At 42.1% G+C, this 19,644-nt stretch carries 19 protein-coding genes; 14 read left to right on the top strand and 5 right to left on the bottom strand.

What is annotated here, in order from left to right:
- Nucleotides 1-50 precede the first annotated feature (50 nt).
- The 4 genes from NST25_RS25405 to NST25_RS25390 form a co-directional block, all read right to left on the bottom strand.
- Nucleotides 51-1,220, bottom strand: coding sequence for a DUF4179 domain-containing protein (locus tag NST25_RS25405; protein WP_076194583.1), 1,170 nt, complete (start codon nt 1,218-1,220; stop codon nt 51-53).
- A complete protein-coding gene (locus NST25_RS25400) occupies nt 1,207-1,740 on the bottom strand; it encodes a sigma-70 family RNA polymerase sigma factor (protein WP_340392730.1) in 534 nt (177 codons plus the stop codon). Before NST25_RS25400 ends, NST25_RS25405 begins: the two co-directional genes overlap by 14 nt.
- A gap of 237 nt (nt 1,741-1,977) precedes the next feature.
- Entirely contained in the window at nt 1,978-2,526 is a 549-nt protein-coding gene (locus tag NST25_RS25395) for a hypothetical protein (protein ID WP_076194586.1), read from the bottom strand.
- Between the two features lie 87 nt (nt 2,527-2,613).
- Nucleotides 2,614-3,825: a sugar efflux transporter gene (locus NST25_RS25390; protein WP_052097297.1), complete on the bottom strand. Its 1,212-nt coding sequence runs from the start codon at nt 3,823-3,825 to the stop codon at nt 2,614-2,616.
- A 248-nt stretch (nt 3,826-4,073) separates the two neighbouring features.
- On the opposite strand from NST25_RS25390, the gene NST25_RS25385 reads away from it, so the two are divergent.
- A complete protein-coding gene (locus tag NST25_RS25385) occupies nt 4,074-5,003 on the top strand; it encodes an aminoglycoside phosphotransferase family protein (protein ID WP_340394466.1) in 930 nt (309 codons plus the stop codon).
- Nucleotides 5,004-5,203: 200 nt separating this feature from the next.
- On the opposite strand, the gene NST25_RS25380 is transcribed toward NST25_RS25385, so the two are convergent.
- The gene (locus tag NST25_RS25380; protein WP_036679656.1) at nt 5,204-5,389 is read right to left on the bottom strand and encodes a hypothetical protein; all 186 of its coding nucleotides are present in this window, start codon (nt 5,387-5,389) and stop codon (nt 5,204-5,206) included.
- Between the two features lie 507 nt (nt 5,390-5,896).
- Between NST25_RS25380 and NST25_RS25375 the strand changes: the two genes are divergently transcribed.
- The 13 genes from NST25_RS25375 to NST25_RS25315 all read left to right on the top strand — a co-directional run bounded on the left by NST25_RS25375 (nt 5,897) and on the right by NST25_RS25315 (nt 19,600).
- Nucleotides 5,897-6,808 carry a dihydrodipicolinate synthase family protein gene (locus NST25_RS25375; protein WP_038573110.1) on the top strand — a complete coding sequence of 304 codons (912 nt, stop codon included), beginning with the start codon at nt 5,897-5,899 and terminating at the stop codon, nt 6,806-6,808.
- Between the two features lie 5 nt (nt 6,809-6,813).
- Complete coding sequence (locus NST25_RS25370; RefSeq protein ID WP_076186401.1) at nt 6,814-7,455, top strand: SGNH/GDSL hydrolase family protein; 642 nt, start codon at nt 6,814-6,816, stop codon at nt 7,453-7,455.
- Nucleotides 7,456-7,603: 148 nt separating this feature from the next.
- Nucleotides 7,604-9,010 carry an extracellular solute-binding protein gene (locus NST25_RS25365; RefSeq protein WP_076138085.1) on the top strand — a complete coding sequence of 469 codons (1,407 nt, stop codon included), beginning with the start codon at nt 7,604-7,606 and terminating at the stop codon, nt 9,008-9,010.
- An 84-nt stretch (nt 9,011-9,094) separates the two neighbouring features.
- The gene (locus tag NST25_RS25360; protein ID WP_076129168.1) at nt 9,095-9,970 is read left to right on the top strand and encodes a sugar ABC transporter permease; all 876 of its coding nucleotides are present in this window, start codon (nt 9,095-9,097) and stop codon (nt 9,968-9,970) included.
- 13 nt (nt 9,971-9,983) lie between these two features.
- Nucleotides 9,984-10,826 (top strand): carbohydrate ABC transporter permease, encoded by an 843-nt coding sequence (locus NST25_RS25355; protein WP_080742596.1) that lies wholly within the window; start codon nt 9,984-9,986, stop codon nt 10,824-10,826.
- A gap of 24 nt (nt 10,827-10,850) precedes the next feature.
- Nucleotides 10,851-11,540, top strand: a complete 690-nt coding sequence (locus NST25_RS25350; RefSeq protein WP_339188327.1) for an N-acetylmannosamine-6-phosphate 2-epimerase — start codon at nt 10,851-10,853, stop codon at nt 11,538-11,540.
- 23 nt (nt 11,541-11,563) lie between these two features.
- Entirely contained in the window at nt 11,564-12,442 is an 879-nt protein-coding gene (locus NST25_RS25345; protein WP_312149213.1) for an ROK family protein, read from the top strand.
- A 23-nt stretch (nt 12,443-12,465) separates the two neighbouring features.
- A complete protein-coding gene (locus NST25_RS25340) occupies nt 12,466-13,320 on the top strand; it encodes a MurR/RpiR family transcriptional regulator (protein WP_051491079.1) in 855 nt (284 codons plus the stop codon).
- Between the two features lie 30 nt (nt 13,321-13,350).
- Nucleotides 13,351-13,824: a YhcH/YjgK/YiaL family protein gene (locus NST25_RS25335; protein WP_076281915.1), complete on the top strand. Its 474-nt coding sequence runs from the start codon at nt 13,351-13,353 to the stop codon at nt 13,822-13,824.
- Nucleotides 13,825-14,060: 236 nt separating this feature from the next.
- A complete protein-coding gene (locus NST25_RS25330; protein ID WP_139329957.1) occupies nt 14,061-15,053 on the top strand; it encodes a MetQ/NlpA family ABC transporter substrate-binding protein in 993 nt (330 codons plus the stop codon).
- Nucleotides 15,034-15,810, top strand: a complete 777-nt coding sequence (locus tag NST25_RS25325) for an ABC transporter ATP-binding protein (protein WP_076194592.1) — start codon at nt 15,034-15,036, stop codon at nt 15,808-15,810. Before NST25_RS25330 ends, NST25_RS25325 begins: the two co-directional genes overlap by 20 nt.
- Entirely contained in the window at nt 15,804-16,556 is a 753-nt protein-coding gene (locus NST25_RS25320) for an ABC transporter permease (RefSeq protein WP_081383954.1), read from the top strand. Before NST25_RS25325 ends, NST25_RS25320 begins: the two co-directional genes overlap by 7 nt.
- Before the next feature lie 470 nt (nt 16,557-17,026).
- Entirely contained in the window at nt 17,027-19,600 is a 2,574-nt protein-coding gene (locus NST25_RS25315; protein WP_340392729.1) for an alpha-L-arabinofuranosidase C-terminal domain-containing protein, read from the top strand.
- The last annotated feature ends 44 nt before the right edge of the window (nt 19,601-19,644 follow it).

Here is a 19,644-nt window from a genome sequence, read left to right as displayed (position 1 = left end):
CCTATTATGGCTTCGTCTTTTGTAGTTTTGCATACCCTTTTACAAATGAACTATTGGACCGAAAGTACAGTCTCCAGCTCAGGGATATATTCCTTGACCATATTGTTGTCTTCCCACAGTCCTTTAGTCCCAGCTGGGGCTTGACCTTCGGAAACGACTAAGTACGGTTTGATGGTTACGGTATTCGGTATAGTCTTGAAGGGTTCAAAACGAACATTATAAGATTCGCTTAAGGGGTGAGCACCGATGGGCTTCAGTTGAACGCCACGTTCATCGACAATGTCAAATTGAAGAGCGATGACGCCCCCGTTAGCACCCTTATATTTCGAAGGGATAGAAGCGAGCATTTCTTCTACGCTCTGGCCCGGTTTGGTTTTGTACTCAATGGATACCTGCGTTGTGATTGGGGTGATTTCTACCTTACTGATCTGCAAGTTAATGTTATCGTGATGCTTGGTCTCCTCTGAAGTTAGTGCGGTAACAGGCGTTGATTTGGTAACAGGCAGAACGAATTCGAACGGGACATCGTAACCCTTTAACGTTACATTTACAGTCAAGTCAAACTGATCAGGGAACTGGACAGTCTGTGTTGTTGTGCTCGGATCATAATAAGTGTTCAAAACCTGAACCATTATGCTGGAAGCAGTCTCACCATCCATGTGTTCGTAACTCCAGAGCAGAGGTTGACCTTTATAGAGAACCTCAAACTTATCCACCGCGCCTTTATTGGCATCTGAAGGCGGCGAATTGGGCTCCGAAGCCAAACGGTTTCCAGGAGTGGTTAGGTTCATAAGAATTCGGGTTCCGTCAAATAACAACGTTGGGATATTCATGGTCACCTCGCTATGGGTCACGCTTTGGTTTACGTTTGTGATGAAATCCCCGGCTTGTTGAACACCGGGATCTAAGTTTTTTTCGCCCCATAATGAATAGATTTGTCCCAAAACCGGAATTTGCTTGAGTGCACCAGCCATTGCGGGCGATACAAAGCCGGAAGCAAGGACTGTAACTCCAAGAATTGCAGCGGCTGCAGTGGAAATCAACCACTTATTAAAAGTTCTTGATGTATCCATCTTTCTCTGAATGGGGGAAGTGGAATTATCGGTCTCCCTGATGATTTGGTAAGTCTCATTCAGTTTGGAGCGGGCAATATCCGATAACTGAGCGGGAAGTAGGCTTTGGCAGTTCTTTAACTGTTCTTCTAACTTAGTGTTTACCATGTCGCAACTCCATTTCTTGATTGAATTGAGATGAATGCTTTAGCTTTTTGCGGGCGCGATGCAGCCGGGTCTTCACGGCAACCGTAGAAATTTCGAGAATGTCGGAAATTTGACGGATCGGCATGTCCTGTAGGTAATGAAGGTGAATGACAATCCGGAGGTTCTCCTCAAGATGTTGAACGGCATCCCATAATTCGATTTTCTCATAATCATTGGAAGTGGAAGGGACTTCGGGAAGCTCTCCATAAGGGAGGGCTCTTGAGTTGTTTTTGAGCATTTTATTGCATTCATTAATCAGAATCCGGAAGATCCACGTTTTGAAAAAAGCGGGCTCTCTGAGTGTATGGATGTTCTTAAAGGCTTTAAGCATCGTCTCCTGCAGGGCATCTGCACAATCTTCTTCTTTGTTGACGATGGACCTTGCAGTTCTGTATAAAGGTAACTCTATCTCCTGCATCAACTGCACGAATGCTTCAGGGTCTCCAGCTTTGGCTTTGACGACAATAGGATCTATATGCAAAGATTTACCTGCTTTCTTGACTAGAAGTCTTAGGATGTTCGTAACGTTACTTAAATATTAGATCGGGTAGGTAGCTAGAAGGTTACCCAAACATGATTCCATTCTCCGCAGCTCGCAATGCTAGCAAGGGGAGAAATTGTTTTTTTTCCACAAAAAAATCGCCGTTCAAATTCCCTGTCAGGAATCGGACGACGATTTTCAAAAGCTAGTCAGTCAGTTAGTCAATCAATCAGTCAATCAATCAATGATATAAATGACCCATTCCCCTTGATCGTTTGGCCGAATAGCGTATAGCATTTTTACATTTTCAACGGTCTTTGCGGCCATATCCAAGCGTTGTCCGGTCACCGTTATATTTACCTGATGTTCGTTGGGTAATATGGAATCGATGCTTTCGATGTCTGTGAATTTGTACTGATATTGTTCGTCATAATAAGGTTCCATAGCATCTGCTAGTTTTTTGTTTACGAACCCGGATTGGAAAAGTGTGTGGTCATGCTCAACCAAAGCGGTTAGGTTTTTTTCCAGCACTTCAAGCGCGGGGAGATCATACTCTGTCAATTGATCTGAATATGATTTCAGATTTATTGACAATTCTGCTTTAAAGCTGGTTTCATTTGGCTGCTTGGGTTCTGTGTTTTGCGGCTTTTGCGTATTCATCGCTGGACTATGAGTTGGCGTATTTGCTCCTGTGCTCGGCTCCTCGATGGGTTTAACATCCCCTGCACATGCTGCCAGAAAGATTAAAGACATCAACATGAGCATTCTTGCAATAGTTTTTAACATCTAACCCCACCTTTTTAAGGATATGTTAGTTAGTCGCGAGAAAATATGGAGAAGTTTCAAGGGCTGAATGAAGCCCGAAAAAGCGGATTAAATCGCTAGTTTTTGTGGATCATCTACAGAGTAACGTCCGCTTACCGCAAGCATGATTGTAGAAATAATGACGAGTATGAAACAGAGCACAAATGAATACCGGTACCCAACAACACTAGCTAATAACCCGCCAACAAGACTGCCAATCAGTCTGCCGATCGTGGATGAATTAGAGTAGAGCGTGGATGCATACCCAGGCATGTTTGGAAGCAGATCCTGAATGTAGCTAATGCCAATCGCTGAAATAACGGCAACAAAAAAGGCAAGCAAAATTTGGGCTGCAAGCATTTGCCACATCGCGCCTGAAGTAATGACGACGAGATAATAAGCTCCTCCGAAAATGGCTCCGCACATCATCAGGATTCGGTTACTGTATTTTGCACTAAGTAGTCCCAGCATGATCATAAAAGGAATTTCCAGCGCAGCACAAATACTGCTGACTAAACCGACATCGCTTGTTGTTCCCCCTAGATTGTTGGTAATAAAGAGGGCAGTATTGATGCTACTCGTCCAGTGGGCTACATACATGAGTATCATAATCAGAAAAGGAAGCAGAACATTACGGTTCTGACCCAACCGGAAACTTTTTACTTTTACTTCTGCAGTACTGCTTTTCACTTCTGTATTTGATTTCAGGAATAGCGAAATAAGTAAGGCAACCAGCAGGAATACTCCGATGGTGCCCGAGAAGATCCCCTTAAACCCAACAGCAGCAATTAGCAGAGTACCGATTAAAGGACCTGTAATAAAGCCGAGAGAGAAAGCAGAACGCAAGGTAGAATTTGCAAACGCAGTATCCGTAAAATCGCTCTTATTCACTGCTTCTCTAGCTATGGCGAACAATTGAGGCATCCCTGGTGCACCGAGGGCGGTGAACACAATCATGTAGATGAATAAGATCGTAAAATCCCCAATGAGCAAGTATCCGCTATAAGCCAGAGCATTACAGAGCGTGGAGACAAGGTAAATGTTTCTTCGATTTAAGCCGAGGTCAGAGCGTCTTCCGATTAGTGTACTGATCCATATCCCGGCAATTAACGTGGTGGCCAGAAAAACACCAAACAACCCGACAGATACTCCAAGCTGTTCCGTAAAATAAATGGATAAAAAGGGTGCGCTGAGTGAAATCCCCATCCCCTGCAGTAACATACATAAAAAGAGTAAGCCATAAGAGGGAATCGAAAATAGTGCAGTTAGTCGTTTGAACATGTTGTGAAAGTACTCCTCTATATTTGTTTAGATATTTCATAAAAAAAAGCCGTTGAAATGAATTCCAACGGCTTTTTGTATGCTTGTTTTTTTCAAGACCTTATTCAACATCATAATTGATCAGAAAGAATAAGTCTATACTTTCGGCTGGATTTTATTTACTATTGTGAAGCCGGCAAAACCTAATAAATGGAGTGTTGTTAATGGACGTTACTTGTCATCTCGATAAGGCTGACTTACAGGATTATATTAGTAGGGTTTTTGGCAGCAGTTATTTCGTTGCTCGTGTTTCGCGCATGCATGGCGGCGCACAAAAGGTGGTCTACAAGATTGAGTGCAGTAATGGATTTTCCTGCGTTTTGTATGTGTGGGATCTTTCCATGAATTATTTTAAAGAAGAAAAAGCCAATGAAGATATAAATGAACAATCCTATGGAAGTCATTTATTCGAATTAAATAACAGGTACTTAACACAACATGGAATTCAGACCCCTGCTCTTTATGATCTGAATAAGGCAAGAGATCGTTACTCTTTCGATTATGCTCTGGTTGAATATATAGATGGAAGAATGGCAGAAACCTATTTTCATCATCCCGAGCTACGTGTTCAAGATAAAGTTTTTAAGCGTGTGGGGGAGATGCTTACTGCTATGCATACCCACGAGAGGCATGTTTTTGGGAAAGCAAATGCTAACGAGAGCAGCATGGAGCAATGTCATTTATTACAAATGGAAAATGCGAAAGTACAGCTAGCCTATGCCTCCCAACATATTGAGAAGATCAGGTCTAATCAAAGCAAACTGCTCGATAAGTTGTACGAGCTTGAATCAAAAATTCAACCCAGACAGCAATATGGGTTTATTCACGGGGAACTGGGTCCTGACCATGTTATGGTTAACGATAAACTGGAACCTTTCTTGATCGATATCGAAGGAGCAATGTTTTATGATATTGAGCATGAACATAGTTTTTTGCAGATGAGATTTGGGGATTTCTACCGGTACTTAAAGAACGATGCTCTGGATCATGATAGGCTGTTATTTTATCAATTCCACCATCATGTCTCCTTAACTTCAGGTGGATTAAAGCTGCTGCATAGAGGATTTCCTGATCAACAATTCGCCCAAGGCCTAGCTGATTATCAATCGGAACGCGCGCTGAGGTTTATCGAAGGATGAACTAAACAAGGTGTTTGGATTGATAACCTACTGCATGTCCTCGAAAGTAACCTATTAGCCTTCTTCACCCTTTAGGGTGGAGGAGGTTTTTTCGTTATACAACTACAAGGCATAATAAAAGACCGCATCCACTGAAATTACTTCCAGAACTGGCGGTCTGATATCTTCGTTATGAATCAATCTTTATCTGAAAGGGTTAATTAATGAAATTTAACGGTCTTGATGCGAGCCTCTTCTTCATAGCTAAGTGGTTTCGGAGATTGCGGAGTGTGCAGATGGCGCTCCACGGAGTACTCCATTTTCCGGTAGTCCTCATTACCTGTATTCAATGTTGGATTCCAGTTTTCTGTCACCCAATTTTTAAGTTCCTTAAGTCCTGCTAGCATTTCCTCCAGCCTCCTTTGGCGAAGAAACAAAATAGATTTTGTTGTTCTTTGTTTACGCTTTCATTATAATCCTAAACTCCATTTTTTAAAAGGTGTGTCCGTCTGAAAAACACAGATTATTCAGTGAACATTGTGTGTTATTTAGGTTTTGTGCTTCATCTGGAGAGAAGTGTCTCCCTGTAGGAGACACTTTTAGTGAAGCTGAAAGGATACTCATTAGTACCACTTTTTTAAATTATTTTACATCCGTATATCCAACAAATACTGCCCTGAAGAAATAAATTTAGGGTGGAGAATTTACAGGATTATTTTCTAATGAATATGGAAAAATAAATGATTATTAGCTGCGAGTTGCACTGAAAACCATTATTTTGCTAATCATAAATAAGATTGGTGGAAATAAATTTTATTTTTATAAAAATAGAGAAAATAATTTACAAAAGCAAAATATAATGATATTTTGTTTATGTAGAAAAGAAACCGCTCACAACTTAAGGGGGATTAACAATGACACTCACAAAGTTCCACGGAATTATACCTGCCTTTTATGCCTGCTATGACGATCAAGGAAATATTTCGGAATCCCGGACGCATGCTTTATGTGATTACTTATTTGAAAAAGGAGTTCAAGGTGTATATGTGGGAGGCAGCTCAGGAGAATGTATTTACCAGAGTCTCGACGAACGCAAAGCGGTACTAAGCTACGTAGCTAGTAACCTGAAAGGTAAAATGACACTGATTGCCCACGTGGGTGCCCCTTCCACTAGAGATAGTATTGAGTTAGCGAAACATGCTGCAACCTTAGGATACGATGCATTATCCGCAATCCCGCCTATATATTTCAAGTTACCTGATAGTGCAGTCTATAAATATTGGAGCGAGATTATGGAGGCAACCCCTCTAAGCTTCATCATCTACAACATTCCTCAGACTACTGGATATACACTGACTCCGTCCCTATTTGAGAAGCTGCTTGCGAACAAAAAGGTGATTGGTGTGAAGAACTCCTCCATGCCGACTATGGATATTGAAAGATTCAAAAGAGTGGGTGGAAAAGATGTAGTGGTATTTAATGGACCGGATGAACAATATGTTGCGGGAAGAATCATGGGAGCGGATGCGGGAATCGGTGGAACCTATGCGGTTATGCCTGAGCTGTTCCTGCAAGCTAATGAATTTGTTAAGGCTGGTAAGTTCGAAGAAGCTGGACAAATTCAAAGCGATATCAACGATATTATCATCGCCCTTTGTTCGCTGAAAGGTGCCATGTATGCCGGAATAAAAGAGATTCTAAAATTAAGAGGCGTAAACATTGGTAGCGTAAGAGCACCGCTTGAGGCAGTAGCCGCTGAAGATGCTGGTCCGATCGCAGACATTATGAAATTGATTGATCAAGCTATTGAAAGATATTGCGGTTAAGACAAATGAAGAAATCCATCGTATGCTTTGGCGATTCTAATACTTGGGGCTACGACGCAGAGACAGACCGCAGATTTAAGGATGATATTCGTTGGACGGGAATTCTTCATACAGAATTGGGTGACGCCTACCGTATGATCGAAGAAGGGCTTCCGGGCAGAACAAGTGTCAGTGAGGACCCTCTATTTGAAGGACTTTCTGGAATTTCCTATATCTATCCCTGCCTGATGTCACATTCGCCATTAGACTTGGTTGTGATCATGCTTGGGACCAATGATACCAAAGAAAGGTTTGGATTAACTTCTTATAACATCGCACAAGGTATTGTTAGGCTGGCTCTTAAAGCTAAAGGTAGCGGTGCAGGACCTGAGGGGAAGGCTCCAGAGGTTCTAGTAATCGCGCCCCCTCCGATTGGAGCAGAGTATATTCATACCCCTATTGGCAAACCAATGGGTAGCGGATGTAGTGAGAAGTCTATGGAGCTCGCTGAGCATCTTGCAGCTTTGCTAACGGGAACTGGTATCCACTTTGTAGATTCCAGAGACCATGTATCGATGAATGAAATTGATTATATGCATCTTGATCCGCAAGGACATCGCAACATGGCCGATTTAGTGCAATACCATGCCAAACGGATTTTAAATTAAAGGTTCTATGCTTTCGAAGCGAGTTTTGTACGAAGAGATTCAGAGAAGATAATGCTCACAAAACTTTAAGCGTATGCTTTCGATGCGAGTTTTGTACGTAGCGATTCAGAGAAGGTAATGCTCACAAAACTTTTAGGGAGGTTTATAAATGAAGAAAAAACGTTTACTCTCGACAATGGTTGCGCTAATGGTGATTATTTCTTTAATTTCAGGTTGCTCAGGTAACAATGCTGCGAGTTCTAATACATCCGATAATTCTTCTGCATCTGGGAAGGAAAAAGTGGCGATCAGAGTATGGCTGACTCCACAGTGGAAGGGTGTTGTGGATGCCACGGAGGCAGGCGCGGACTATGATAGCTTCCTAAAGCACGCCGCTGAGAAATTCAAAGCACAATATGATAAATACGATGCAGATATTCAAATAGAGGTCATTGCTGGAGATCAGCGCGATCAATTGCTTAACGTTAACTTAAGCGGAGGAACACCTCCAGATGTGTTCTTTGAGAGTGTATTCCCGATGGGGGATTACGTTCACCGGGGAGCATTGGTTCCTTTGACCGACATCATTGATGAAGACGCGAAAAGCGATATTGCTCAAAACTACTGGGACGCTGTAACGTTCGGAGAAGATATTTATTTCTATCCATTCCAGCACAACCCAGGCACCTTGGTTTACAACGCGGACATGTTTAAAGCAGCAGGCTTAGAAAAGTTTGTGGGTGAAGAATCCGAAATCAAAACTTGGAACTTGGATGAATATCAACAAATTCTTGAGGGTCTGAAAAACAATCTGCCGAAGGATAAGTATTCCAATGCATATCCAATGGCATTATTCGCTGTAAATAATCAGGGCGATACATGGAACCTTGCCTATATGAGAATGTTCGGCAATAAGTTCTTTGATGATCAAGGCAACATTGTCCTGAATGATGAGAACGGAGTTAAAGCTGCAACTTGGCTGAAAAACCTATATGACGGCGGATATACAAATCCAGGCGCAGAATCTGTTTCTTCTAATGATGCCAATGCTATGTTCCAAAATCAGCAATTAGCGATCAGTTTCACTAACCCAATTCTGTTTAATGGTACGAAAGCTAATATGGCGGACGGTACGGCAGCGAAATTCGATATGAGACTTGCTAATATTCCGTCGGAAAGCGGAGATCCTCTATCCTTTACTTATGTAGTAGGCGCTAGTGTATTCAAGTCCAAAGATGCTAAGAAGACTGAAGTAGCTAAGGATTTCGTGAAGTTCTTCTCAAGCGATCCTGAGTTAGTTAAATCCTCTAAGAATGGTATTCCTGTAAGAAGTTCTGTAGCCGAAGCGCTTAAAGCGGAGAATCCACTGTTTGCAGCTTACGATGCCAACTCTAAATATTTGTTCAACTTCACAGGCAACGTTCCAGGATACAGCCAATTAAGAGAGGTTTTATATCCAGAGCTACAAGCACTTTACATGGGAGCTAAGACACCGGAACAGTTTGTGCAAGATTATCAGGCAAGTGGCAACAAGGTGATTGAGACCAATAAAGCTGGCTCTGTAATTTTCCAATAATCTAAGACCAGATAAACAATACACGATTGACAGCCTTTAGGGTCTGAAGAGACTCTAGGGCTGTTAATTAGAAAGGTAAACGATATGAAACTACGTAGTAATTACCTAAAAGAGAATATTACAGGTTATCTGTTTATTTTACCTCAGATGATAGTATTCTTAGCCTTTCTTGTCTATCCGATCTTAGAAGGGATGCGGCTGAGTCTATACCAGATTAATTATGACAGCGAGAAGTTTGTGGGTTTTGCCAATTACACTACATTGTTTAATGATCCGGTATTTTTTAAGGCTACCATCAACACCGTTGTGTTCGTAATATTTATCGTTCTACTTACAGTGGGGTTTGCATTGTTCGTAGCCTCTGCGGTATTTGATAAGAATGCTAAGTACGTTTCCTTTATTAGAGGAAGTTATTATATCCCGGTAATGGTGTCCATGGTGGTTATGAGTATGGTCTGGAGCTTTTTGCTGAATCCGGCTAACGGACTTATCTCTTATCTATATAAAGACATGGGACTAGGGACGATTAATCTGCTGGGAAATCCAAAGACGGTTCTGCCAGTCGTGATATTTGTAACCTTCGCAACTAACGTGGGCCAGGCAATTATTCTGTATATAGCTGCGATGATTGGTGTCTCGAAAGAGCTTTTTGAAGCAGCAGAAATCGATGGTGCTAGCAGATGGCAAGTGATTACAAAGATCCTGATTCCTTCGGTAGGACCTACAACAACTTATATTACGATTATCAATATTATTGCCGTATTAAAAATCTTTGTAGTTATTCAGTTATTGACCGGTGGCGGACCGAACAATTCCTCCGTAACGCTGATGTACTACCTTTATAATAATGCCTTTAAATATAACCAACTCGGTGTAGCTTCTGCGGTAGGGGTTATCATGTTCGTGATTACATTGATATTGTCTGTGCCACAGCTACGAAGCATGATTAAGGTGAAGTGAGGGGGAATACAACATGTCGAAGATTAAAAACAAGAAAAAGAGAGAGAAGTTTGATGTGATATCGAATGTGATCATTATCCTCTTCGCACTCCTTAATCTTTTTCCACTATATTGGTTATTCACAAGTTCACTTAAAAACAGCTCGGATGTTGTGAAGATGCCTCCAGACTGGTGGCCCAAATCGATTACATTCTCCAACTATGTGGATGTATTTCAGAACCAGCCGGCTTTAAGATGGACTTTTAATAGTATTTATGTATCAGGTGTTTCTACTATTTTGGTTATCGTTGTAGGCTCAATGGCCGCCTATGCGTTCTCAAAGATTAATTTTAAAGGTAAAAATATAATCTTCATTATCTTTATATCAAGCTTGATGATTCCTAAAGAAATTATGATTGTGCCCTTATTCCGGATCACCCAACAATTTGGAATGGTAAATAGTTATAACGGTATGATTTGGCCGAACGTGGCGGGTGCATTTGGAGTGTTCCTATTAAAGGGATTCTTCGATTTAACCCCTAATGCCTTAAGAGAAGCCGGGAGAATAGATGGTGCAAATGAATGGAGAATCTTCACGCGCATCATGTTGCCTATTGTCAAACCTGGTATTGGAGCCTTATTTATTCTGAATTTCGTGCAAGTCTGGAATGATTACTTGTGGCAGCTGGTTATAGGCCAAGAGAACAAAATGAAAACATTAATGGTTGGTACTGCGACCTTAATGCAGGATTTGAATCCTAATTTCGCTTATAAAATGGCCGGAGCTACCATCGCTGCAATTCCGATGTTGCTAGTGTTCATGTTATTCCAACGGTTCTTCACCAATGGGATTACGGCAGGAGCAGTTAAAGAATAAATAAAAATGTGGAGTGGGTTACTGATGAATACTGAAAATAATGTACTTAAAAAAATAAAACATAAACTAGTCGTTTCCAGTCAAGCCTTACCAGAAGAACCGATGCATAGCCCGTTTATTATGGGGAGAATGGCTTATGCTGCTTACTTAGGCGGGGCTTCTGGAATTCGGGCAAACAGCGTAGCGGATATTCAAGAAATCAAAAAGCAAGTGAATCTGCCGATCATTGGGATAATCAAAAAGGTGTATGAAGGCTCTGAAGTCTTTATTACACCCACTCAAAAGGAAGTCGATGAGCTGTACCGCGAAGGGGTAGATATCATTGCTATGGATGCTACAGACCGTATTCGCCCGGACGGATCTACTATTTCTGAACTTTTTCCACTTTTAAAAGAGACCTATAAAGATCAACTGTTTATGGCGGATTGTTCTACATTTGCGGAAGCTGCGAAGGCTGTTGAGCTGGGATTTGATCTGATAGGAACTACCTTGAGCGGTTATACCGAGGCTACTAAAGGCCGCAACTTGCCAGATTTTGAATTGGTTCAACAAATCGTCAACAACTTCTCTGTTCCCGTTATAGCTGAAGGTGGGGTTTCCACTCCTGAAGAATTAAAGACCATGTTTGATTTAGGTGTGTATTCAGCAGTGGTTGGCTCTGCGATCACGAGACCGATGGAGATTACGAAACGGTTTGTGAACGCTATTCAGTAGAACGCCAGAGAGGGTAGATGGGAATGAGAATTGTAGCCGTAGATATTGGCGGTACCAATACCAAGATGTGTATATGCGATAAACAGGGGAATGTACATGACTTCAAGGAGTATGCAACAGAAAGCTACTTGGGGGGACCCCATGTAATCTCGAGAATGCTGGAAAAGATTGCAGAATACGATCATTTTGATGCCATTGCCATAAGCACCGCGGGCCAAGTTAATGCAGAAGAAGGATTTATTGTCTATGCTAACGAAAATATACCTAGATATACTGGAATGAAAATTAAGGATATTGTCACCCATCATTTTCATAAACCTGTTATGGTAGAGAACGATGTGAATTCAGCAGCATTAGGCGAGGCTTATTTTGGGGCTGCTCAGAGCTTTAACAATTTCTTATGTCTAACCTTTGGCACAGGCATTGGCGGTGCGATCGTCATTAATCGTCAAATCTATAAAGGGGCTAATGGGGTAGCGGCTGAATTTGGCCATATCTTTACTCACCCATTGTCGGCCCCATCCGGAGTAGAAGGACTGCCGTATTATGAGAAATACGCTTCAACTACAGCTTTAGTGAAGATGGCTCAGCTGGCAGATCCCGAATGCACGGACGGAAAAGCTTTATTTGATAAAATACAGAGCGGAAATGAGCAGCTTGAACGTATTTTAGATCTATGGATTACTGAAGTGGCTGTTGGTTTAGCTTCTATCACACATATCTTCAATCCATCCGCCATTATTATTGGTGGCGGCGTAATGGAACAAGAAGATTTGGTTCGAAGGGTAGAAGAACGCACGAAGTCTTTGATTATGGAAAGCTTTGCGGGAGTGAGAATTGTTAAAGCCTCATTAGGGAATAAGGCAGGTCTGCTGGGAGCTTCCTCCTTATTCGTACATTAATTTATTGAAAAGGAGGGGCTTTTTTGCGGACAATCAGTATTTTTTCTTCAATTCATTCTAAATACAATAATTTGACGAATACGGAGAAGAAGGTAGCGGACTACGTACTGGAGAATACGAGAAGTGTAGTCTACATGTCGATTACTGATCTTGCAGATGCATGTGATGTTGGGGAATCAAGTATATTTCGATTTTGCAAATCTTTAAGTTATAAAGGGTATCAAGAGTTCAAGATCGCATTGGCACATAGCATCACTGTGGAGAATGAGATCCCGCAGCTTACCGATCAAATTCTGATGGATGATACGATTGAAGCTGTTGCTTCTAAAGTGCTGACCACGAATGTAAGTGCACTCAACGAGACCTATAATTTAATTGATATACAGAAGATCAGTGAGGCCATTGAGTATTTGATTAATGCAGAACGTGTATTGTTTTTCGGTGTGGGCTCTTCTCTAGTCACAGCTATGGAAGCCAAGATTAAATTTATGCGTATTACGAACAAAACGGAATGTTTAATGGATTCACATCTGCAGATGATGTCGGCAGCGTTGATGTCTAACCGGGATGTCGCTGTTGTGATTTCTTATTCCGGCTCGACCAAGGATAGCATTGAGGTTGCGAGAAAAGCAAAGGAACGAGGAGCCAAAGTAATATCCATTACTAGGTTTGAAAAGTCACCGTTAACCTCGTACTCCGATCTGACCCTGCTATGTGGTGCTAATGAAGGACCGCTGCAAGGGGGTTCATTATCTGCAAAGATATCGCAGCTCTATCTGCTTGATATTTTATATGTAGAATATTTCAAGAAGACTAGTGAGCAATCCATAATCAATAAAGAAACTACAGCTTCAGCAGTCAGTGAGAAACTGGTTTAGTACATTAAGATGTGAGGGGAATGGGAAGTTATGATCTTAGGTTCTTTGTCATCTTGGGAAGAGCATATCAAGTATGAGAATCCTGTCATTGTTGAGGCTATTGAGGAATTGAAAGTAATCTTACAACATGATCCTGATCTTGGGCGAATCGAAATCCGCGGGAACGAAATGTATGCTTCGATTATGGCTCTGGAGGCAAAATCGCTGGAGGAACAAGCCGCAGAGAAGCATGAGACTTATATTGATGTGCATTATCTGATCGAAGGTGAAGAAACGATTGGCTGGGCACCCCTGCAAGAAGGGATCGAGCCCATTAAGCCTTACGATGCCGAAGGAGAATATGCGCTTTATCCCCCATCAGCAGATGAAATATTGTTATCTTTGAAGCCTGGAATGTTCGCGGTCTTTTTCCCTCATGATGTTCACAGACCGGGTATGGGTCAACCGGGGCAGCAGATTAAAAAAGCTGTCATTAAAATCCATACAAATCTACTAACTCCATAACATAGAGATTGAGGCTGGTAGCGGAACCATTCCGCTGTCAGCTTTTTTTGCGTCGCTTCTATTTACTTATATCTAAATTTATAAATATACAAAATATAAAGATTGGTGGTAAACTTAACATGCCTAAAGCTTTTTTTGTAGAGCTTAAGGATTTTTTTGCATGCACATTTATGAGTGAGCAAAGAATATTACAGAGAATTACACTATAGAAAGAATAATGGAGGCAGGAGAGTTAAATGAAGAATAAAGGTCTAAAGAGAATGTTGTTGTTATCTATGATGGTTGTTGTCATCGCTGCACTTGCAGTCGGTTGTGGTTCGAAAAATAATACAAATACAGAATCGTCAGAGGGAGCTGCTCCAGAGGCTGCAAAAGAAGTTACCTCCTTGTCGCTCGGTTTATTACCCTCGATTGATGCTATTCCTTTTATCATCGCACATGAACAAGGTTTCGATAAAAACCACGGTGTGGATCTGGACATCCAGACGTTTAAAAGCGCCAAAGATCGGGATGTAGCTTTTCAAGCAGGCAAGCTGGATGGTCTAAGTGCTGACCTGGTTGCGATCTCCATTTACAATGAGGCTGGACTGGATGTGAAGATCACCAGTACAACTTTTGGGGAATTTGATTTGCTGACTGGAAATGAATCGATCCAGGATGTGAAGGGTTTGAAGGGGAAAACCGTGATTTTGTCCAAAAATACCTCCACACAATATACAGTGGCCATGATGCTGAAACAAGCAGGTCTGACCGAAGCTGATATTACAGTGACAGAGGTTCCACAGATTCCGACCCGTTTAGAATTGCTTAAGAATAATAAGGCGGATGCGGCAATTTTGCCAGAACCTTTTGTAACGATGGGCAAAACCTCAGGCCTGCGTGTACTGAGCTCAACGCTAACTGCGGGAGTAAATCCGTTCGTATTAGCTTTCCCGCAAACTGCAATTGATGCCAAAGCAGAAGCTATCCGCAGTATGTATGCTGCATATGATGAAGCAGTAGCTTATATGAAATCCCATGAGCAATCTGAATATATCGATCTTGTAATCAAAGAAGTAGGATATCCAGAGACATTAAAAGATGAGATCAAAGTACCGGATTATGTACCAGCTTATCAAGTGGATGTGAAGGAAGTAGAGGCTGCATTTGCTTGGGCACGGGAAAAAGGTTTGCTCAGCAAAAATATCTCGGCTGAAGATGTGATTTCTGATGTCCAATTCAAGAAATAAAGGACTCGCCATAAAGGATCTGAAAGTAGAATATAAGAGCGGACAATTAGCCTTAGGTCAGGTGGATTTATCTTTGCCGGAACATGGGATCTACACCATTATCGGACCCTCTGGCAGCGGGAAATCAACCTTATTACGGGCGATTGCGGGCTTGCTGCCTAGCTATCAGGGACAAATTCTTTTTAATGAGAAATCTGTACATGAGAAAGAAACGTTAATCGGGCTGGTGCCGCAGAACTACGGGCTTCTTCCTTGGAAGACTGTACATGATAATATTCAGATAGCGATGAAGATTACGCATACGGCAAGTTCATCCAAGCAAGAACGGGAGACGCAGATTAAGCAGTGGCTTTCGTCGATGGGGATCTCTGATTTAGCAGAACGTTATCCCTTATCCCTCAGTGGAGGCCAGCAGCAAAGAGTAGCGATTGCCAGAGCTTTTGCCATTTTGCCTACTATTCTGTTGCTGGACGAGCCATTCTCTGCACTCGATGCGATAACAAGGGAAACACTGCAGGTCCTCTTTTTAGAGAACTGGCTGGCTAACCCAACGACTACGTTATTTGTCACTCACGATGTGGAAGAAGCGATTCTGCTGGGGCAAAAGATTATCGTCATGCCGTCCAACAAAGAAACTACACCTGAAATTATTGATAATCATTTGGTGTTTCATATGAAGCATGAGGATAAGCGGGACAGTGTGGATTTCTTTGAGCAGACTAAGCGGATTAGAAAGGTAATGCAGGAGATATGGTAAACAAACGTCGACTTCATCATCTAGTAAGGCTTCTATTTGTATTTGTCTGTATGAATGTAGTCTGGTATATCGCATTTTTACTTATGAACCATTCGATTCTGCCAAGTCCCTTTGCTGTATATAAGGCGATGTTTCAGTTAGGGGCGCAGGATATTGCTATAAATGTAGGGTATAGCTTGTTCAGAATTTTTGCAGGTGTGGTACTGGCGTTAATTATTGGACTGCTTATAGGTCTTCTAATGGGACGTTCATTGACCTGGAACAAACTGCTGGACCCTGTGGTTTATTTGACCTATCCTGTTCCCAAAATTGCCCTGCTTCCAGTAGTGATGCTGTTCTTCGGGCTTGGGGAGACGTCCAAAATCCTAATGATCATGCTGATTTTATTGTTTCAGATCATCATTTCGGTAAGGGATGGGGTTAAGGCTATTCCGGACAATACCTATGATGTCTTAACTAGTATAGGTGCCAGCGCTGTGCAGAAGTTCTGGCATGTGACACTGCCGGGTGCATTGTCAGTAATTCTGAGTACGATTCGTATTTCGCTTGGAACGGCGATATCTGTACTGTTTTTTACGGAGATCTATGGAACAGAGCATGGTATGGGCTTTTTCATCATGGATGCGTGGTTAAGATTAGATTATCCGGAGATGTATGCTGGAATTATGTTGTTCAGCTTGGTCGGTTTTATTCTCTTCTTGCTTGTTGATTTTCTTGATTACAAGTTTATGAAGTGGCGGAACTAAATTTAGTTGGAGATTGAACTATAGCTTTCCTTTGCCTGAGTTTAGGCAAGGGGGAGCTTTTTTTATATGATTTTTTGGGGGCAATACAATTAATTTTAGTTTCATTATTATTTGAATGGAAAAATAAAACAGTAAAATAAATGAAGAAAAAAATGAAAATTAAACTTACTTAGGGCTGTAAACCCCCGTTTATTTTAGAAAAATATAAAGATGGTGAGATGAAAAGAGGGAATTTGTTTTAAAAAAACTAATAAATCTTTTAATTTCTTGCAAATCTATTGGAAATTATATTCATAAAAGTATAAAAAGGTTTAGTTTAATTTATTTACAACCAGATTTTAGTATGGTATTTTATCAATGGAAACGGATTCATTTAGGTTTTGTGAAATGATTTTAAGTTATTACGAATGGAAGGATCTGTTCACTTCATAAAAATGAAAACGCTAATAAAAAGTTGGAGGGAATTATCTTTGAATAAATATGGACGGAAGCTATGGCTTACGGTGCTGATTTTCGTGATTGTGATTGGCGGGCTGACGTATTATTGGGCTTCTAAGGGCGAAAACCCAGCAACACTGTCTCAGGAGTCTGCCAAAGAAGCAACGGGTGAAGCGGGAAAGGAAACTCTTCCAACGGCGACAGCAGCTAACACAAGTAGTGGAACCGCATATACGTTGACTGTGGATACGGGGAATCCGGGAGCTAAGATCAGCCCGATGTTGTACGGAGCCTTTTTCGAAGAGATTAATCATGCGGGAGATGGAGGACTATATGCAGAGCTGATTTCCAATCGTTCCTTTGAGGATAGTTCGGTCACACTGTTCAATTGGTGGATGGATGAAAAAGGAGGGAGTAAAGGGAAGCTTGCTCTGACCAGCACTAAGCTTTTGAACGATGCTCAGACCCAGGCAATGGCTTTAACAGTATCATCAGCTGCCGAGGGTGGTTCGGTATCTGCTGTGAATAATGGTTACTGGGGGATTGCTTTGACGAAGGAGGCCAGTTACAAGTTGTCTTTCTATGCGCGGCCAGAGCCAGGGGACAATATGCCACTGCGTATAACGTTAGAGAGCCCAGATGGCAAAGAGCTATATGCTGAACAGACCGTTGATAAGTTAAAAGAAGGATGGAATCCATATACATACACACTGACTTCTACAGGTACTGTAGCAAACGCACGAATTGTAATCTCTGCTGCCAATGTAGGGACTGTTTATCTCGATATGGTGTCTTTGTTTCCTGAGACTTGGAACAACAGGGAGAATGGGCTTCGCATCGATTTGGCTGAAAAGGTAGCTGCGATGAAACCCGCATTCGTTCGTTTTCCGGGGGGATGTTTTGTGGAAGGGAAAACGCCAACTGATGCTTATCAATGGAAGAACACCATTGGTCCGATTGAAACGCGTCCCGGTCATAAGGGATATTGGGATTACCGCTCCTCAGATGGGCTGGGCTTCCACGAATATCTGCAATGGGCCGAAGATCTGAAAGCGGAACCATTATATGTAGCTTATATCGGGATTTCACATAACGGAGATCCTATAGCCAAGCAGAATACCGTTCCAGTCAGTGAAATTCAGCCATGGATACAAGATGCGCTGGACGCCATTGAATATGCAAACGGACCGGTTACTAGCAAATGGGGGGCACAAAGAGCCGCTAATGGTCATCCGGAGCCTTTTAATATGAAATATGTAGAGATTGGTAACGAAAACAATTTCCAGATGAGTGAATATATTAAGCGTTATGGCTTGTTTTATAAAGCAATTAAAGAGAAGTATCCAGAGATTCATCTCATTGCCAATGCGGCAGTTGAAGGTGAGCCTATCGAGATGGTTGATGAGCATTACTATGAAACCACTGAATGGTTCCTCAGCAACTCGAACAGATACGATACTTATGACCGGAGTGGTCCTGAGATTTATGTTGGTGAGTATGCGGTAACCAAGGGTGCCGGAGAAGGCAATCTGAACGCTGCAATCGGCGAGGCCGCTTTTATGATGGGCATGGAACGGAATTCTGATATCGTAAAAATGTCCTCTTATGCCCCGTTGTTTGTGAATACGAAGGATCGTACTTGGAACCCGGACGCTATTGTGTTTGATTCATCGACTAGCTACGGAACACCTTCTTATCATGTGCAGCAGATGTTCGGAAGCAATAAGGGGGATGTAGTTCTTCCAACCTCACTTGTGGCTCTAGGTCAAGAAGAAACCTCCGGTAAGCAATCCATTCAAGGTGGAATTGGTTTGGGGACTTGGGCCACCCAGGTAGAGTACAGCGATGTACGAGTAGCGAAAGGTGATAACGTTCTTTTTGAAGATCATTTCAAGAAGGATTCCGGAGCCTGGACTCTAAACAATGGGGACTGGGAACAATCCAAGGGTACTTTTAAGCAGACTTCTAATGATATTGATATTCGTGCAGTTGCCGGTGAGGCTTCATGGAGTGATTATACACTTTCTCTTAAGGCGAAAAAGACTGGCGGAGCAGAAGGCATGCTCATTATGTTCGGCTCTAAAGATGAAGGTAACTTCTATTGGTGGAATCTTGGCGGCTGGGGAAATACGCAGAGCGCGATTGAAAAATCAGTAGGTGGAACAAGAGCAGTCATCGGAAGAACGGTTCCTGTAAGGATTGAGACTGGGAAATTGTACGATATCCGCATTGAATTATCAGGTGCTAATATCCGGCTCTATCTCGACGATGAGCTTATACAAGAGGTGAACGATGAAAGTCCAGCAGGGCCGCTGTTCCAAACTGCGAGCCGTGATCTTGCCACAGGTGAGCTGATCGTTAAAGTCGTTAATGCGGGTGACACTGCTCAGCGCACGGATGTTTCTTTTGCCGGACTTGCCACATCAAGTCTGGAAGGAACAGCTACCGTACTTCAGTCGGACGATTTAAATGCTGAGAATAGCTTCGCTGAACCTGACAAGGTGGCACCTGTAACTCAAAAGGTAAGTGTAGACAAAGGTAGTCTGGAGTTTGAATTCCCGAAATATTCCGTGACCGTGTTAAGACTAAAGGAAGGGGGGAAATAGCCGGTCACGGAGGGAGGTTCACTCCTTCACTATAAACAAGCATT

The organism is Paenibacillus sp. FSL E2-0190 (assembly GCF_037992965.1).
In the GTDB taxonomy this organism is placed as follows: Bacteria; Bacillota; Bacilli; order Paenibacillales; family Paenibacillaceae; genus Paenibacillus_AQ; species Paenibacillus_AQ odorifer.
The sequence above is the reverse complement of the archived record's forward strand: the minus strand, read 5'-3'. Positions and strand labels throughout refer to the sequence as shown.

Excerpts from the sequence above, each read along its gene's own strand:
- NST25_RS25325 (WP_076194592.1), top strand. The coding sequence starts at position 15,034 with ATGTCCAATTCAAGAAATAAAGGACTCGCCATAAAGGATCTGAAAGTA.
- NST25_RS25370 (WP_076186401.1), top strand. The coding sequence starts at position 6,814 with ATGAAGAAATCCATCGTATGCTTTGGCGATTCTAATACTTGGGGCTAC.
- NST25_RS25395 (WP_076194586.1), bottom strand. The coding sequence starts at position 2,526 with ATGTTAAAAACTATTGCAAGAATGCTCATGTTGATGTCTTTAATCTTT.
- NST25_RS25405 (WP_076194583.1), bottom strand. The coding sequence starts at position 1,220 with ATGGTAAACACTAAGTTAGAAGAACAGTTAAAGAACTGCCAAAGCCTA.
- NST25_RS25355 (WP_080742596.1), top strand. The coding sequence starts at position 9,984 with ATGTCGAAGATTAAAAACAAGAAAAAGAGAGAGAAGTTTGATGTGATA.
- NST25_RS25335 (WP_076281915.1), top strand. The coding sequence starts at position 13,351 with ATGATCTTAGGTTCTTTGTCATCTTGGGAAGAGCATATCAAGTATGAG.
- NST25_RS25345 (WP_312149213.1), top strand. The coding sequence starts at position 11,564 with ATGAGAATTGTAGCCGTAGATATTGGCGGTACCAATACCAAGATGTGT.
- NST25_RS25320 (WP_081383954.1), top strand. The coding sequence starts at position 15,804 with ATGGTAAACAAACGTCGACTTCATCATCTAGTAAGGCTTCTATTTGTA.
- NST25_RS25375 (WP_038573110.1), top strand. The coding sequence starts at position 5,897 with ATGACACTCACAAAGTTCCACGGAATTATACCTGCCTTTTATGCCTGC.
- NST25_RS25350 (WP_339188327.1), top strand. The coding sequence starts at position 10,851 with ATGAATACTGAAAATAATGTACTTAAAAAAATAAAACATAAACTAGTC.
- NST25_RS25330 (WP_139329957.1), top strand. The coding sequence starts at position 14,061 with ATGAAGAATAAAGGTCTAAAGAGAATGTTGTTGTTATCTATGATGGTT.
- NST25_RS25360 (WP_076129168.1), top strand. The coding sequence starts at position 9,095 with ATGAAACTACGTAGTAATTACCTAAAAGAGAATATTACAGGTTATCTG.
- NST25_RS25365 (WP_076138085.1), top strand. The coding sequence starts at position 7,604 with ATGAAGAAAAAACGTTTACTCTCGACAATGGTTGCGCTAATGGTGATT.
- NST25_RS25390 (WP_052097297.1), bottom strand. The coding sequence starts at position 3,825 with ATGTTCAAACGACTAACTGCACTATTTTCGATTCCCTCTTATGGCTTA.
- NST25_RS25380 (WP_036679656.1), bottom strand. The coding sequence starts at position 5,389 with ATGCTAGCAGGACTTAAGGAACTTAAAAATTGGGTGACAGAAAACTGG.